Raw genomic sequence first — 16,345 nt, forward strand, 5'->3', positions numbered from 1 at the left:
TCTGTAAAATCGCAGCAATGCACCTCAAGTCGCTCACGCTGAAAGGCTTCAAGTCCTTCGCGTCCGCGACCACGATGAAGTTCGAGCCCGGCATTTGCGCCGTCGTGGGGCCAAACGGCTCGGGCAAATCGAACGTGGTCGACGCCCTGGCCTGGGTCATGGGGGAGCAGGGCGTCAAAAACCTCCGCGGTGGAAAGATGGAGGATGTCATCTTTGCCGGGGCCGGAGACCGCAAACCGCTTGGCCGGGCTGAGGTCACTCTCACTTTCGACAACTCCGACCAGCACCTCCCCATTGACTACACCGAGGTGGCCATCACGCGGCGCATGTTCCGCGATGGTGCGTCGGAGTACGAGATCAACGGGTCGCGGGCACGGCTCATGGACGTCCAAGAGCTCCTCTCGGACTCGGGGATCGGGCGCGAGATGCACATCATCGTCGGCCAGGGGAAGCTGTCCGACATTCTCGAATCGCGCCCGGAGGAGCGCCGCGCGTTCATCGAAGAGGCCGCCGGAGTGCTCAAGCACCGTCGTCGAAAAGAAAAGGCGCAGCGCAAGCTCACCGGGATGCAGGGCAACGTTGACCGCCTCCAAGATCTGACCGACGAACTGGCCAAGCAGCTCAAACCGCTGGCTCGCCAAGCGGAGGCGGCCCAGCGCGCGGCGACGGTGCAGTCCACGGTTCGCGACGCACGACTGAAGCTGGCCGGGGACCGGGTTGTCACTCTCCGGGCCGTGCGCGACGAGGCTGTACGCGCGAGCCGAGTGGCTGCCGAAGAGGCGGGCCACGCGACTCAGGCCCTCGAGCGGGCCCACCTCGGCCAACAACGCCTCGAGGAGTTACAACAGCAGGCACAGCCGGAGGCGGAAGAAGCCCAGCGGCAGTGGCTGGATCTGTCAGCGCTGGTTGAGCGGGTCGGCGCGACGGTTCGTATCGCACAGGAGCGGGCGGCCAACACGGGGGATCGGCTCGCGTACGCCGGCCCGGACCCGGACGACCTCGCCGCGCAAGCCGCCGTCGCCGACGAGGAATTCGAGGCGGCGACCGAACGCGCGGAAGCCGCAGCGGAAAGACTCGAGACGATTCGCGAGGAAGCGGAAGAGCTGCAGGCCAAGGCGGAAAACGCGGAGCGCGAACACGCCGCCCAGGTGCGTGCTATAGCCGACAGGCGCGAAGGCGTCGTGCGGCTCGTGGCTCAAAGTGAAAGCCAGCGGCAGGCCACGCAGACGGCCGAAGAGGATCTCGCTCGCCTCCTCGAAGTGCTGGAGGAGACGCGGAGGCGCGTTCTGAACGCTGAGCGCGACGCTGCGGAGGCCGCCGCGCGCATCGAGGGGTGTGAGGATCAGCGGGCCCCGCTTATCGACGCCAACGCGCAGGCCCATTCCGAATCCACCGCGGCCGAGCGGCGCCTCGACGAGCTGCGCTCCTCCCAGCGCGAACGAGAGGGGGCGGTGTACGCGCTGGAGTCGAGGATTGCGACGCTCGAGGAGCAGGCCCCGGCACCGGCCGCTGAGCTGGGCCCCGGTTTCGGCTCCCTCGCGGGTCGGATTTCTGCGGCCGACGGGGTTGACACTGCGCTCGCCGCCGCGCTCGGCCCCCACGCAGAGGCGTTGTGCGGCGTGGTGGATGCGGGGACCGTCGAGACGCTTCGCGCTGCCCACCGCGCGGTCGTCATAGACGAGCGCGGCGGTGACTCCTGGCGGCTCGATTCGGACGCCGCGGCGGACTGGTTGCTCGACCACGTCACCATCGGCGAGGAAGTTCGGGGAGCGGTCACGCGTTTGCTCGTCGACGTTGCCCTCGCTCCCGATGTCGCCACCGCGCAGGAGATCGTCGCTGCCGATCCGCGCTTGCGAGCCGTGACCCGTGACGGCGTGCTGATCGGCGAGGGCTGGGTCGCGGCGGGGGCGGGGTCACCGACATCCGTGGAGGTCACCGGCGCTGTGGAGCGAGCGCGCCGCGAGTTGGACACCGCCCGGGCGCGACTCGAGGAACTGACGGGGACGTTGGAGGGAGCGCGCATCGCGGCCGATGAAGCCCGCGTGGTCGCGGCGGGGGCAAAGGCCGCGCTGCGGGAACACGACGCGTCGGTCGAGTCATACCGGCGCGAGCACGCACGCCTGGCCAAGCACGTGGCGGCGAACAAATCCGAGCATGAGCGGGCAGCCCAGCGAGTGACTGAGGCGGAGGCGCGTCTCGCGCGGCGGCGGGCGGACTTGGAAGAAACGTTGGATAGGCTCGCGCGGGTCGAGGACACCGAAGCCCCCGCAGAACCATCGACGGCGCCACGCGATAATGCCCGGGAGGCGCTCACCCAGGTACGGGCCATGGAGATGGAAGCTACCGTCGCCTACCGTACCGCGCAGCGCGACGCCCAGGCGATCGCGGGCCGGGGCGACAGCCTGCGCCGTCACGCAGAGAGAGAGCGTCAGGCGAAGGCGCGCCACGATGCCGCCCAGGAGAAGAGGATGGCGCAGGCGGAGGTGGCGCGTGCCGTCGAAAAGCATGCGCGCGACATCGTTGCCCGCGCGCAGGACGCGCTCGAGCGCGCAATGCAGCGTCGTGACCAGCTAGCGCAGCGCTCCGCTGAGCTGAGCCAACAGCTGCAGGCAGCGCGCTCAGAGGTCAGCGCGGCGCGGCAGCACGCGGAACGCCTCACGCAGCGGGCGCACGCGGCCGATCTCGAACGATCGGAAGCGCAGGTGCGGGTGGACGAGGCAGAGGCCAAAGCAAGTGAGTCGCTGGGGCTGCCCGTCAACGACCTGGTCGAGGGTTACACTCCGGCGCCGGACTTCGACAGGGGCGCCGAGGAGCGCCGACTCAAACAGGCCGAGCGGGATCTGCGTGCACTGGGCAAGGTGAACCCGCTGGCCCTCGAGGAATTCAAGGCCCTCGAGGAGCGCTACACGTTCCTCTCCACCCAGCTAGATGACGTCCTTCGCGCCCGCCGGGATCTCACGCAAGTCATCACCGATGTCGATCGCCACATCCTGCAGTTGTTTACCGTCGCCTGGCGCGATGTCGAGGAAATGTTCCCCGCAGTATTCAGGACCCTTTTTCCGGGCGGCGAGGCGCGGCTTGTCCTGACCGACCCAAGTGACCTGCTCGCTACCGGCATCGAGATCGAGGCACGACCGCCCGGGAAGAAAGTCAAACGCCTCTCCCTCCTCTCCGGTGGCGAAAAGTCCCTCACAGCGCTCGCCTTCCTCGTGGCGATCTTCCGCGCCCGTCCCAGCCCCTTTTACGTTCTCGACGAGGTCGAGGCAGCACTTGACGACGTCAATCTGCGCCGGCTCATCGCCCTCCTAGAAGAGCTGCGGCGGGACTCCCAGCTCATCGTCATCACCCACCAAAAGCCGACCATGGACGTGGCAAACGTCCTCTACGGGGTGACGATGCGCGGCGATGGTGTCACTCGCGTGATCTCTCAGCGGATGAGCCCCTCACCGGCGTAGAGAGGGGGTTCTTTGGCACTATGGGTGCCATGAATATGACCCTTGTGTGGATCTTAATCGCGGTCGTGGTCCTCGCCCTGATCGTCGTGGGCGTGGTGGTGGCCGGTAACAGGCGCAGGGAAGCGAAGACGGTGTCGTTTTCCGAGCAAAAGGAGCTGACACGCCAGCCCGGCGAGTACCAGGCGAAAGGCGAGTTCAATTTTGTTCCGGCCGCGGCACCGGAACCTGTCCCCGTCGACCGGAACGAGGGTCTCACGACCGACATGTCGAGGGAAAAAGAGCCGCAAACGGAGCCCGTGGAGGAGCCACGTAAAAAGCCGGCGGAAGTGCCGGCCGATGCACCTGTGGACGCACCAAGTGGGGAAACTCTAGCAGCTGAGGCAGCTCAGTCCACTGAGGCAGAAGAAGCAGTAGAGGCCGCAGAAGCGGCGGCCGAGGCCGTCGGGGCGGCGGAGACCGCCCTCGAACAAACGCCCGCCCCTGACACCGTTCAGCCGCAGCCGCCGGCTCCCGTCGAAGATATCGCTCCTGCGGCGGGCAGGATCGGCAGGCTGCGAGGCCGCTTATCACGCTCGCAGAGCGCCATTGGCCGCGGCCTGCTGGGCATCCTCACGGCCGGCGACCTCGACGAGGATGCCTGGGAGGAAATTGAAGACACCCTCATCATGGCCGACCTCGGCTCCCAGTTGACGATGAAGGTCACGGAGTCTTTGCGCGAGAAAATCGCTGAGCGCGGGGTCTCCACCGAGGAGGAGGCGCGGGCCATGCTGCGCGAGACTCTTATCGACGCCGCCCGCCCCGACCTCGACCGTTCCATCAAGGCAGTCCCGCACGAGGGCAAGCCGGCGGTCGTTCTTGTTGTCGGCGTCAACGGCACGGGTAAGACGACAACGACTGGTAAGTTGGCGCGTGTGCTTGTGTCCTTGGGACACAGCGTTGTCCTGGGGGCGGCCGATACTTTCCGCGCGGCGGCGGCTGACCAGCTCGAAACGTGGGGTCGGCGGGTCGGCGCGACCACCGTGCGTGGGAAGGAGGGTGCGGACCCCGCGTCCGTCGCGTTCGATGCAGTCGCCACGGGTGTAGAGCAGGGAGCGGATGTCGTTCTCGTCGACACCGCTGGTCGCCTCCACACGGCAACGGGTCTGATGGACCAGCTGGGCAAGGTCAAGCGTGTCGTCGAAAAGAAATCCACTGTGGACGAGGTTCTGCTGGTTCTCGATGCAACCGTGGGTCAAAACGGCATCGCGCAGGCCCGGGTCTTCCGTGAGGTGGTCGACATCACCGGCGTTGTTCTGACCAAGTTGGACGGTACCGCGAAGGGCGGGATCGTCTTCCAGGTTCAGGAGGAGCTCGGGGTGCCGGTGAAGCTCGTAGGCCTGGGGGAGGGGGCGGATGACTTGGCGCCCTTCGAGGTGGAAAGCTTCGTCGACGCGCTCCTAGGGTAGTTTCCCAGACCCTAGCCCCAGACCCTAGCCCCAGACCCTAGCCCCAGACCCTAGCCCCAGACCCTAGCCTCCGGTCCCGTCAACCCCGCGGGCCACGACCTTCCCAGCCCCGCCCCGCAGAGGCGGGGTTGTGTGATTTCTATCCCACTTTCTTGCGGCTGCTTGGTGTTTGATACCGGTCGCTCTACAGTTAGGCCGGTAACTACCAATTGCTCGATAGAAAAGGAAGGGGTGAGTGGTGTGGATGCAGGGAATGCGAGCTGGGTCCTAGTCTCAGCCTCTCTGGTGCTACTCATGACGCCCGCGTTGGCTCTGTTTTACGGCGGAATGTCTTCGCGGCGAAGTGTCTTGAACATGATGATGATGTCGTTTACGGCCTTGGGCGTCGTGTCGGTTGTCTACGTCCTGTGGGGCTGGTCGATGTCTTACGGAACGCAGTCTTTGGGTGGCATCGTGGCAAACCCGTTCCAGTTCTTCGGTTTGCGTCGCTCCGTCGTCGACGCGAGCGGGGCGTACATTGTGGGCGTCAATGGCTACGCCAATGTCATCGACGTTGGGTTTCAGCTCACCTTCGCGGCGATTTCCACGGCGATCATCTCGGGTGCTTTGGCCAGCCGGGTAAAGATCGGGTCCTGGCTGCTCTTTAGCGCGTTGTGGTCGACTTTCGTTTATTTCCCGCTTGCCTTCATGGTCTGGGGTGGGGGAATCCTCGGACACTCGGAGTCCTCCCTGGCAGCGTGGGTCTTCGGTACGGATGGCCAGGAGGCCCTCATCGCCCCAATTGACTTCGCGGGCGGCACCGTCGTCCACATCTCGGCTGGGGCGGCGGCCCTCGTTCTTGCCCTCGTTATCGGCCAACGGCACGGTTTCCCCACGTCGAACTCGCGGCCTCACAATCTGCCGATGGTGATGTTGGGTGCGGCGCTGCTCTGGTTCGGCTGGTTTGGCTTCAACGGAGGTTCGGCGTTCTCGGCAGACGGCCTAGCTGGCCTTGCGTGGGTAAATACAACCGTCGCTGCAGCGGCTGCCATGCTTGGCTGGTTGCTGCTGGAGAAGATTCGCGACGGTTACGCGACCTCCCTTGGCGCGTCCTCGGGTGCGGTCGCCGGGTTGGTTGCCATCACGCCTGCCGCTGGCGCTCTCACCCCCGCATGGTCTATTGTGCTTGGCTTTGTAGGCGGTCTTCTCGCCTGCATCGGGGTCGGACTGAAATACACTTTCCGCTACGACGACTCGCTCGACGTCGTCGGCGTGCACCTCGTGGCGGGCTTGTGGGGAACAATCGGGCTCGCCCTGTTCGCCACTGACCGGGGGATCCTCACCGGCGGAGGAATAGATGGTTGGAAGCTGCTCGTCGTTCAGGCCCTCGTAGCTCTAGTGTCCATGCTTTTCTCCGGAGGAATGACTCTTCTCATCGCCTTTGCGATCAAAAGGACCGTGGGCTGGCGGGTCACTCACGAAGAAGAGCTCAGCGGGGTCGATTACTCGGTGCACCGCGAAACTGGCTACGACCTCGGAGGCCCAGGAGTTCGTGCCACAGACTTCACCGTCCTGCAAGGCAAGGAGACGCAGCGATGAAACTCATCACAGCAGTAGTCAAGCCCTTCACTCTCAGCGACGTTCTCTCTGCCCTTGAAGGCGAGGGAATACACGGCATCACCGTTACCGAGGCGCAGGGCAGAGGGCGTCAGCCCGTCAGCGTCGAGTATTACCGCGGGGCGCAATACTCGTCCGCCTTTGTAACTAAAATCAAGATCGAAGTCCTCGTCACCGACCAGCAGGAGCAGCGCGCCTTAGAAGCAATCGTGCGCGCTGCGCGCACCGGTGAGGTCGGCGATGGGAAAGTCTGGGTCATCCCAGTCGAGCGAGTCGTGCGGGTCCGGACAGGCGAAACCGACGACAACGCTGTCTAAGACACACGCTAGGCTGTAACGAGCTATACACCGCTCGATGTCCACTAAAGGGGAGCTAACCGTGTTCGAGTCACTGTCCGATCGCCTACAAACAGCCCTTGGGGGCCTTCGTGGCAAGGGCAAGCTCACAGAGGCGGACATTGACGCCACCGCCCGGGAAATCCGACTCGCCCTGCTTGAGGCAGACGTGTCGTTGCCCGTGGTCCGTGCCTTTATTAAGAGGGTGAAAGAACGGGCCCTGGGTGCTGACGTCTCCGCCGCGCTGAACCCAGCGCAGCAGGTCGTCAAGATTGTCAACGAAGAGCTTACCGGCATCCTCGGTGGTGAGACCCGCCGCCTCGCACTGGCGAAGAACCCTCCCACCGTGATTATGCTTGCCGGCCTGCAGGGCGCGGGTAAGACGACCCTCGCCGGAAAGCTCGCACGGCACCTAGCTAAGCAAGGGCACACCCCGCTCCTAGTTGCGTGCGACTTACAGCGTCCGGGAGCAGTTCAGCAGCTCACGATCGTCGGTGAGCGCGCCGGCGTAACCACGTTTGCTCCGGACCCCGGCACGTCCATCGATTCGCTGGGCCACGAGATGGGCACGTCTCACGGGGACCCGGTGAGCGTTGCGAAACAGGGCATCGAGGTCGCCCGGCAGAACAAAAACGACGTCGTCATCATCGATACCGCCGGTCGTCTCGGCATCGACGAAGTCCTCATGGCGCAGGCGCGCAGCATCCGCGATGCTGTTAACCCAGACGAGGTCCTATTCGTCATCGACGCCATGATCGGCCAAGATGCAGTGACAACCGCCCAGGCTTTCGCCGACGGCGTTGACTTCACCGGCGTCGTCCTGACCAAGCTGGACGGCGACGCGCGAGGGGGCGCGGCACTGTCCATCCGCGACGTTACCGGCAAGCCCATCCTGTTTGCGTCGACAGGCGAAAAGCTCGACGATTTCGATGTCTTCCATCCGGACCGGATGGCCAGCCGCATCCTCGGGATGGGTGACATGCTTACCCTCATCGAGCAGGCCGAGACGCTTTTCGACGAAAAGCAGGCTGAACAGGCCGCCTCCCGGCTTGGATCCGGTGAGCTGACCTTAGAGGACTTCCTCAACCAGCTGCTCATGGTCCGCCGCATGGGGCCGATTGGCAACCTGCTTAAGATGATGCCGGGCGGCAAGGCCATGAACGACATGGCCGATATGGTCGATGAAAAGCAGCTCGACCGCATCCAGGCCATCATCCGCGGTATGACGCCGGCGGAACGCGAGGACCCGAAGATCCTCAACGCGTCTCGTCGCAAACGTATCGCCCGAGGTTCTGGCGTCTCCGTCGGGGAAGTCAATCAGCTCGTCGAGCGCTTCTTCGAAGCCAAAAAGATGATGGGCCACATGGCCAGCCAGTTCGGCTTGCCCGGGAACTTCGGCGGGCGATCGGCTACCAAGAAGAAGCCCAAGGGGCGCAAGACCAAAGGCGGGAAGCGCAAGCCGGTGAAGAAGAAAACCGCGGGAGCGCCTCAGCTGCCGGGTGGGATGCCGGACCTCGGTGACATGCAGAAGATGCAGCAGCAGATGCCGCCCGGGTTCGAGGGCCTGGATCTGTCCGGCATCGACTTCAACCAGTTGGGCAAGGACAAGCGTTTTGGCTTCTAGCCGGGTCGCCCGGTACACTCGATGCGCTGCGTCAGCGCCGGAACCGAGTACGCTCGCCCGGCCAGTCACACGCACGTGAAGTAAGGGTTGAACCGGCCCGCCACACCGCGGCGGGCGTCTGAACTGCCCAGTGACATGGAAGAGGAACACCATGGCTGTCAAGATCAAACTCCAGCGTCTCGGCAAGATCCGTAACGCCCAGTACCGCGTCGTTGTCGCCGACGCTCGGACCCGCCGCGACGGCAAGGTCATTGAGAACATCGGCATCTACCACCCGAAGGAAGAGCCTTCGCTCATCCGCATCAACTCTGAGCGCGCTCAGTACTGGCTCGGTGTCGGCGCCCAGCCGACCGAACCGGTTCTCGCGCTGCTGAAGGTCACGGGTGACTGGCAGAAGCACAAGGGCCTCGAAGGCGCCGAGGGCACCCTGAAGGTCGCCGAGGAGAAGCCGTCCAAGCTCGAGCTGTTCAACAAGGCTCTCGAGGAGGCCAACAACGGCCCGTCCGCCGAGGCCATCACCGAGAAGCGCAAGAAGGCCAAGGAGGAGGCGGAGGCCAAGGCTGCTGCCGAGGCCGAGGCTGCCGCCGCCGAGGCTGCTGAGGATGAGGCTGAGTCCGCCGACGCCGAGGCGTCCGAGGAGAAGTAAGGCAGAAGCCTCTCTCAGACGTTGCACCCGCGCACCATATCGTGCGCGGGTTTTTCTTTGAGGTTTCAGGACGTTGTCGGAGAGTTAACCCTGTCGATCTAAAAAGATGAAACCCTCCGGTGATTCAGGGGACAGCTCTCATTAATGTGGAGAACTTCTCGAAAGACGCGCGGTCAGGAAAGCACCGACGCTCAAAAGTGCTAAAACCACAAATCCCGCAGATCGCATATCCGAAGGCGAAACGAACAAACCTGGCACTAGTAGGATTGTCTCGGCGGTAAAAACCATTCCAAGAAAAGTTGAAAGAGCGTTCATTACAGAATCACCTCTCAAACGTGAAGCACTCTACGATGTCACCGATGTCGGCAGACCCGACCACCGCGATTCCGCTTACACATGCGGCACAGAGTGTGAAGCCAACAGGCTCGGTGGTGCGCGCGCCCACGTAAGTAGAAGTAATCAGCCAGCTCCAGTGGCGTTAACGCCACGTATTGCTCCAATGCATGCGACTTTAGTTCCCCATCCTTGTAACTCTAGGCTGTTAGGGTCCGCAACCGGCGCAGTCGAATGGGCTTCGAGTGTTTCACCATCGACATAGTCGACATCAGTGGTTTCGTCTTTGACCTTTTTCCCGTTCTGGAAGACCTCCACTTTGAACTTTCCGTCTCTACTCTCTGAGTACAGCGTCTCCGAGCGCGTTACAGGAGCATCTGTATCCGAGGGGTCAAACGCAACCGTCACGTTGCTTTGATAGTTGTAGTCACCATCGTTCTTGTACGGCACCGTCACGAAGTCGAGTTCCTTACCTTCTTCATTCTGCGCGGTCGTTACCTTGACTTGTGCCAAGTTCAGCTGGTCAGGAGATCCTTCGGTGGGAAGGGTCCCGCTCGTCAGTTTTTCTTCAATTGACCGGATCAGAGGTGCCTCGTTAGGGCTGGTGGTGGCATCTGCCAACCGCGTGGAATGGTGTGGAATGGTTCTGAGTTGCTCGCGCTGGACCGGACGCCGTAGTGTGGTTTTCGGTTGGGTCGGAAGTTGTACCTCCCATCTCGCCCCGTCTCATCCCATTGATAAATAGGCGGCGGAGGACTGCGCCACGATGCGCGCAGGTAATCTCAGTGACCATGAAGGTGCAAGTGGGCCGTGTCATGAAGTCGCATGGGATTCGTGGCGAAGTTCTTGTCGATGTGATGACGGACGCGCCGGAAGTGCGCTACGCGGATGGCGCCGAGCTCAATGGAACTCAGGCTGGCAGGGAACGAAAGCTGACGGTGGAGTCCTCCCGACCCCACAAGGGTCGCCTTCTGGTGAAGTTCCGCGAGGTTCCTGACCGAAACGAGGCGGACAGCCTGCGCGGCATGCAGTTCTTCGCCGCCCCGCTCGAGCGTGAGGAGGACTCCGAGGAGTACTACGACCACGAGCTGATCGGCCTGAAGGTGGTCCACGAGGGCACGCAGGTCGGCGAGGTTACCGGGGTGGTGGACACCCCGAACCGCAAGATCCTCGAGATCGACTACGCGGGCCGGGAGGTCCTCGTTCCCTTCGTCATCGACTTCATCCCGGAGATCGACCTGGACGGCGGCACCCTGACCATCACCCCGCCCGAGGGGCTGCTCGATGTCTAGCCCGCGGCTGCGCCTAGACGTCATCACCATCTTCCCCGAGTACCTCGAGCCGCTGCGCCATGCGCTGCTCGGCAAGGCGATCGAGCAGGGCATCGTCGAGGTCGGGGTCCACGACCTGCGGGACTGGGCCGCCGGCAACCACAAGTCCGTCGACGCGCCCCCGCTCGGCGGCGGCCCCGGCATGGTGATGAAGCCCGAGGTGTGGGGCCCGGCGCTTGACGACGTCGCCGCCGGCCGTTCCGGCCGCGCCCTCGCCTCCGCCGCCCCCCACCGCAACGACAGGCCGCGCCACGACGACGTCGAATCCGTCGCCCCGCGGCCCTACGCCGACTCCGGGGAGAACCGCGCGCGGCCCCTGCTCCTCGTGCCCACCCCGGCCGGCGCGCTGTTCACGCAGGCGGACGCCCGTGCATGGTCGCGCGAGGAGCACATCGTGGTGGCCTGCGGGCGCTACGAGGGCATCGACCAGCGCGTCTTCGAGGACGCGGAGAAGCGCTACCGGGTGCGCGAGGTCTCCATCGGCGACTACGTGCTCATCGGCGGCGAAGTCGCGGCGCTGGTGATCGCCGAGGCCGTCACAAGGCTCATTCCGGGGGTGCTTGGCAACACGGAGAGCCACGAGGAGGACAGCTTCTCCGACGGCCTGCTCGAGGGGCCGTCCTACACCCGGCCGCGCTCCTGGCGCGGGTTCGACGCCCCCGAGGTCCTGTTCTCCGGCGACCACGCCAGGGTGCGGCGGTGGCGGCGCGACCAGTCGCTCCTGCGTACCCGCCGGGTGCGCCCGGAGCTGCTGGATACCGTTGAGCTCGACGAGGACGACGTCTTTGCGCTACACGGCCGGGACGTGGTGACCACCCTGCGCGGGGAGGTGCCCTGGGGGCGGGAGGGGGACGTCGTCAAGCGGATGCGCCGCGAGCTGCGCAGGGCGGGCTACCGCGACCCGGAGGTGACCCTTGGGGAGGGCGAGGTGACGGTCAGCGGGCGCACCGCACTCGGCTGCGAGGAGGCCACCGCCGCCGTCGCGCGGGCGGCGGGGATGAAGGGGCACTGGGAGGGGAGCACGGTCGAAGAGGGCTAGAGTTACACGAATGGCATTCATCGCAGGCATCATCGCGAAAGAACTCGGGGTGGCGGACAGGCAGGTGGCCGCGGCGCTCGAGCTGCTCGCCGCCGGCAACACCGTCCCCTTCATCTCCCGCTACCGCAAGGAGGCCACGGGCGGGCTCGACGACGCCCAGCTGCGCCACATCGAGGAACGCAACGCGTACCTCACCGAGCTCGCCGAGCGCAAGGAGGTGGTGCTCGGCGCCGTTGAGGAGCAGGGCAAACTCACTGAGGACTTGCGCCGCCAGATCGCCGAGGCCGACACCAAGGCCCGCGTGGAGGACCTCTACCTGCCGTACAAGAAGCGTCGTAAGACGAAGGCCGACATCGCGCGCGAGGCCGGGCTCGACGAGCTTACGCAATTGCTTGTCGACGACCCCGAAGCCGACCCGGAGGCCCTCGCCGCACGTTTCACCAGCGAGGGTTTCCCGGACGCGAAGGCCGCGCTCGACGGCGCCCGCGCCATCCTCGTCGACCGCTTCACCACGGACGCCGATCTGGTCGGGGAGGTCCGCGAGCGCTTCTACGCCACCGGCACGATGATGGCCTCGGTCGTGGAAGGCAAGGAAACCGAGGGCGCGAAGTTCCGCGACTACTTCGACTTCTCCGAACCGTTTTCCTCCCTGCCCAGCCACCGCATCCTCGCTCTGCTGCGCGGCGAATCCGAGGGCGTGCTCACCCTCGACCTCGACCCGGGAGACGACGCCGTCTACGAGGGGATGATCGCCGGGCGCTTCGACCTCGACGTGCACACCAGCGCCTGGCTGGCCAAGGCGGTGCGGTGGGGCTGGCGCACCAAGCTGCAGGTCTCCTCCAACCTCGACACCCGCACCCGGCTGCGGGAGAAGGCGGAGCAGGGCGCGCTCGAGGTGTTCACCACCAACCTGCGCGACGTGCTGCTCGCCGCTCCCGCCGGCCAGCGCGCGACGCTGGCGCTCGACCCGGGCTACCGCAACGGGGTCAAGTGCGCCGTCGTCGACGGGACGGGCAAGGTGCTGGACACCACGATCGTTTACCCGCACCAGCCGCAGAACCGCTGGTCCGAGGCCGTTAAGGAGCTGTCCTCGCTGGCGGCCACCCACGGCGTTGAACTGATCGCCGTGGGAAACGGCACCGCCTCGCGCGAGTCCGAAAAGCTCGCGGGTGAGGTCGCCGACCTCATCGCCCGGGCGGGTGGGGCGCGGCCCACCCCCGTTGTGGTCTCCGAGTCCGGGGCGTCGGTCTACTCCGCCTCCGAGGTCGCCGCGGCCGAGTTCCCCGACATGGACGTCTCCCTGCGCTCGGCGGTCTCCATCGCCCGCCGCCTGCAGGACCCACTCGCCGAGCTGGTGAAGGTCGACCCGAAGTCCATCGGGGTGGGGCAGTACCAGCACGACGTGAACCAGGCTGCCCTGGCCCACGCGCTCGACGCGGTGGTCGAGGATGCGGTCAACGCCGTCGGCGTGGACCTCAACACCGCCTCCGTCCCGCTGCTCGAGCGCGTCGCCGGGGTCTCGCCGACGATCGCGAAGAACATTGTCGGCTACCGCGACGAGAAGGGCTCGTTCACCACCCGCAAGGAGCTGGGCAAGGTGGCTCGGCTCGGCCCCAAGGCCTTCGAGCAGGCGGCCGGCTTCCTGCGCATCCGCGGCGGGTCGAACCCCCTCGACGCGTCTGCGGTGCACCCCGAGGCCTACCCGGTGGTCGAGCGCATCGCCGCCGCGACCGGGCTGGCCACCGCCGAGCTGATCGGCAACACGCAGGTCTTGGCCCGCCTCGACCCGGCGCAGTTCGCTGACGAGACCTTCGGCGTTCCCACCGTCACCGACATCATCGCCGAGCTGGACAAGCCCGGCCGCGACCCGCGCCCCGAGTTCGTCACCGCGACCTTCAAAGAGGGGGTGGAGAAGGTCTCCGACCTCATCCCGGGCATGATCCTCGAGGGCACCGTGACCAACGTCGCCGCGTTCGGCGCCTTCGTCGACGTCGGGGTGCACCAGGACGGACTCGTCCACGTCTCCGCCATGAGCGAGAAGTTCGTCTCCGACCCGCGCGACGTGGTCCGATCCGGCCAGGTGGTGAAGGTGAAGGTCATGGACGTCGACGTGGAGCGCCAGCGCATCGGGCTGAGCCTCAGGCTGAACGACGAGCCGGGCGCACCCGCCCCGAAGCGCGGCGGGAGCGCCGGGGGAAGGAAGGGCCGCGGGGGAGGGCGTCGGCAAGCGGGCGGCTCCATGGCCGACGCACTGAAGAAGGCCGGATTTGGTAACTGACCGGCGCGTATGTAGAATCGCACAGGTTGTTGTAGGCGACACGAACCGGCCGAGCGCCCCAGCGCGGGGAAACGCCGCTAGGGTCCTCTGTCCTTAAACGTAAAGGATTGCTTTCATGAGCAATGGAATCATTGATCTTGTCGACGCCGGCCAGCTGCGCGACGACATCCCGAACTTCCGCCCCGGTGACACCCTAGGCGTTCACGTCAAGGTGATCGAGGGCTCCGTCACTCGTACCCAGCTGTTCGAGGGCTTCGTCCTGCGCCGCCAGGGCTCGGGAATCCGCGAGACGTTTACCGTCCGAAAGATCTCTTTCGGAATCGGTGTCGAGCGCACCTTCCCGGTCCACTCTCCGAACATCGAGAAGATCGAGGTTCTGCGTCGTGGCAAGGTCCGCCGCGCGAAGCTCTACTACATGCGCGAGCTGCGCGGCAAGGCTGCCCGCATCAAGGAGCGCCGCTAGGGGCTAGGAGGGGGGACCTGCCGCGCTGCTAGAGTGTTGCGGGTGATGAGCACACAGCGCGCGGGCCGCCCGGCCGAAGAGGGCAAGGCGATTCCCTGGTATATCGAGATGCCAGCGGTAATCGTCTTGACCCTCTTTTTCATTTTCATAATCCAGACTTTCATCGGCCGCGTCTACGTCATCCCCTCCGCGTCGATGGAGCCAACGCTGCATGGCCTCAAGGGCAAGGGCGACCGCATTGCGGTGGAGAAGATCAGCTATTACTTCGATGACCCCCAGCCGGGCGACGTCATCGTGTTTAAGGGAACGGACTCGTGGAACACGCAGTACGTTTCCAATCGCTCCTCCAACCCCCTCGTCGCCGGTCTGCAGCAGGTGGGCACGTGGGCAGGTCTTGTCCCCCCTGATGAGAATGATCTGGTAAAACGCGTCATCGCGACCGGTGGGCAAACCGTATCCTGCCAGGCTGGTGACCCAGCCGTCATGGTTGACGGTGCGCCGATCGACCAGACTTACATTCTGCAGCCCGCGGCCTACCCGATCGACCGGGCCACGGGTTCGGAGGAGTGCGGCGGTGCCTACTTCGGCCCCATCACCGTCCCCGAAGGCAATTACTTCATGATGGGGGACAACCGGACGAATTCCCTCGACTCGCGCTACCACCTCGGCGACCAGTACCAAGGCACCATCCCGCGCGAGAATGTGCGAGGCAAGGTCGTCGCCATTGTCTTCCCCCTCGACCGCATGAGCGCAGTCGCCGACCCCGATATCCAGCGATAGGTGAGACGCCTCGTTCAACTACGCACCCACGAGGTAGCTCTGGACAAAGCGGGGCTCGGACCTGTTGCCGGGGTGGACGAGGCCGGACGTGGCGCGTGCTTCGGCCCGCTGACGGTCGCTGCGTGCGTGCTTCCTCCCCGCCCCATCACATCGCTGGAGGGACTCACCGATTCCAAGCAGCTTTCGCCCCTCCGGCGGGCATCGCTTTTCGACGCGATCCGCGACGTCGCATTCGCCTACGCCGTCGTGCATGTCAGCGCTGCGGAGATAGATAGGCGCGGGGTACACGTCGCCAACCTCGACGGCGCGCGCAGGGCAGTCGCGAAGCTTGATGCGCGCCCCGGCTATGTCCTCCTCGACGCGTTCCGCGTCCCCGGCCTAGCCATTCCCCAGCTACCAATCGTGGGTGGGGACTACACTGCCCGCTGCATCGCGGCGGCCAGCGTCCTGGCAAAGGTGAGCCGTGATCGCCTCGTAACCGAGATGGCACGGTCCTTTCCCGCCTACGGGGTGGAAACGCACAAGGGGTACGGAACGAAGGCGCATATGGCTGCGGTGCGTCGCCACGGCGCGAGCCCGGAGCACCGTTATAGTTATGCCAACGTCCGGATCGCCCACGAGTTTTTCGAGAGGTCACAATGAGCGCTGAAGATCTTGACAACTACGAGGCGGAGGTGGAGCTGTCCCTGTATCGCGAGTACAGGGACGTGGTGAGCCAGTTCTCCTATGTTGTCGAGACCGACCGGCGCTTCTACCTCGCCAACGCCGTGGAGCTCATCCCGCACCAAGAGGGCAAGGACGTCTACTACGAGGTCCGCATGTCCGACTGCTGGGTGTGGGACATGTACCGTGCCGTGCGATTTGTGCGCTACGTTCGCGTCATCACGTACAAAGACGTCAACATCGAAGAGCTCGACAAACCCGATCTGACCTTCCCCGACCGTTAATGTCGTCCCCCGGGGAACCTCGAGGCCCGGAGCGCAGTCCAATAGGGGTGCCACACTGTATAAGGGCTGACTT

General features: G+C 65.0%; 14 protein-coding genes. 13 read left to right on the plus strand and 1 reads right to left on the minus strand.

Annotation, left to right across the window (positions count from 1 at the left end):
• Positions 1 to 17: 17 nt before the first annotated feature.
• From smc to rpsP, 6 genes are all read left to right on the plus strand, one after another.
• Entirely contained in the window at positions 18 to 3,455 is a 3,438-nt protein-coding gene (smc, locus tag CAPI_RS04350) for a chromosome segregation protein SMC (protein ID WP_018016823.1), read from the plus strand.
• A 20-nt stretch (positions 3,456 to 3,475) separates the two neighbouring features.
• Complete coding sequence (gene ftsY, locus CAPI_RS04355; RefSeq protein WP_018016824.1) at positions 3,476 to 4,900, plus strand: signal recognition particle-docking protein FtsY; 1,425 nt, start codon at positions 3,476 to 3,478, stop codon at positions 4,898 to 4,900.
• A 231-nt stretch (positions 4,901 to 5,131) separates the two neighbouring features.
• Complete coding sequence (locus CAPI_RS04360) at positions 5,132 to 6,478, plus strand: ammonium transporter (RefSeq protein ID WP_156806763.1); 1,347 nt, start codon at positions 5,132 to 5,134, stop codon at positions 6,476 to 6,478.
• Entirely contained in the window at positions 6,475 to 6,813 is a 339-nt protein-coding gene (locus CAPI_RS04365) for a P-II family nitrogen regulator (protein WP_018016826.1), read from the plus strand. Before CAPI_RS04360 ends, CAPI_RS04365 begins: the two co-directional genes overlap by 4 nt.
• A 61-nt stretch (positions 6,814 to 6,874) precedes the next feature.
• On the plus strand, positions 6,875 to 8,455 hold the full coding sequence (gene ffh / locus CAPI_RS04370) for a signal recognition particle protein (RefSeq protein ID WP_040356541.1): 1,581 nt from the start codon (positions 6,875 to 6,877) through the stop codon (positions 8,453 to 8,455).
• 151 nt (positions 8,456 to 8,606) lie between these two features.
• Positions 8,607 to 9,101, plus strand: coding sequence for a 30S ribosomal protein S16 (rpsP, locus tag CAPI_RS04375; protein WP_018016828.1), 495 nt, complete (start codon positions 8,607 to 8,609; stop codon positions 9,099 to 9,101).
• 459 nt (positions 9,102 to 9,560) lie between these two features.
• Here the strand turns inward: rpsP and CAPI_RS04380 are convergent, their stop codons facing one another.
• A complete protein-coding gene (locus tag CAPI_RS04380; RefSeq protein ID WP_156806765.1) occupies positions 9,561 to 10,055 on the minus strand; it encodes a hypothetical protein in 495 nt (164 codons plus the stop codon).
• Positions 10,056 to 10,219: 164 nt separating this feature from the next.
• Here CAPI_RS04380 and rimM point away from each other — a divergent pair, with 164 nt between their 5' ends.
• From rimM to CAPI_RS04415, 7 genes are all read left to right on the plus strand, one after another.
• Positions 10,220 to 10,726 (plus strand): ribosome maturation factor RimM, encoded by a 507-nt coding sequence (rimM, locus tag CAPI_RS04385; protein ID WP_018016830.1) that lies wholly within the window; start codon positions 10,220 to 10,222, stop codon positions 10,724 to 10,726.
• Entirely contained in the window at positions 10,719 to 11,804 is a 1,086-nt protein-coding gene (trmD, locus tag CAPI_RS04390; protein ID WP_018016831.1) for a tRNA (guanosine(37)-N1)-methyltransferase TrmD, read from the plus strand. Before rimM ends, trmD begins: the two co-directional genes overlap by 8 nt.
• Positions 11,805 to 11,814: 10 nt before the next feature.
• Positions 11,815 to 14,082: a Tex family protein gene (locus CAPI_RS04395; RefSeq protein WP_018016832.1), complete on the plus strand. Its 2,268-nt coding sequence runs from the start codon at positions 11,815 to 11,817 to the stop codon at positions 14,080 to 14,082.
• 115 nt (positions 14,083 to 14,197) lie between these two features.
• Positions 14,198 to 14,545: a 50S ribosomal protein L19 gene (gene rplS, locus CAPI_RS04400; RefSeq protein WP_018016833.1), complete on the plus strand. Its 348-nt coding sequence runs from the start codon at positions 14,198 to 14,200 to the stop codon at positions 14,543 to 14,545.
• A gap of 45 nt (positions 14,546 to 14,590) precedes the next feature.
• The gene (lepB, locus tag CAPI_RS04405) at positions 14,591 to 15,325 is read left to right on the plus strand and encodes a signal peptidase I (RefSeq protein WP_040356543.1); all 735 of its coding nucleotides are present in this window, start codon (positions 14,591 to 14,593) and stop codon (positions 15,323 to 15,325) included.
• A complete protein-coding gene (locus tag CAPI_RS04410; RefSeq protein ID WP_018016835.1) occupies positions 15,326 to 15,967 on the plus strand; it encodes a ribonuclease HII in 642 nt (213 codons plus the stop codon).
• Entirely contained in the window at positions 15,964 to 16,272 is a 309-nt protein-coding gene (locus CAPI_RS04415) for a DUF2469 domain-containing protein (RefSeq protein ID WP_018016836.1), read from the plus strand. The genes CAPI_RS04410 and CAPI_RS04415 overlap by 4 nt, the downstream gene beginning before the upstream one ends.
• Positions 16,273 to 16,345: the final 73 nt, after the last annotated feature.

It is taken from the genome of Corynebacterium capitovis DSM 44611, assembly GCF_030440535.1.
In the GTDB taxonomy this organism is placed as follows: Bacteria; Actinomycetota; Actinomycetes; order Mycobacteriales; family Mycobacteriaceae; genus Corynebacterium; species Corynebacterium capitovis.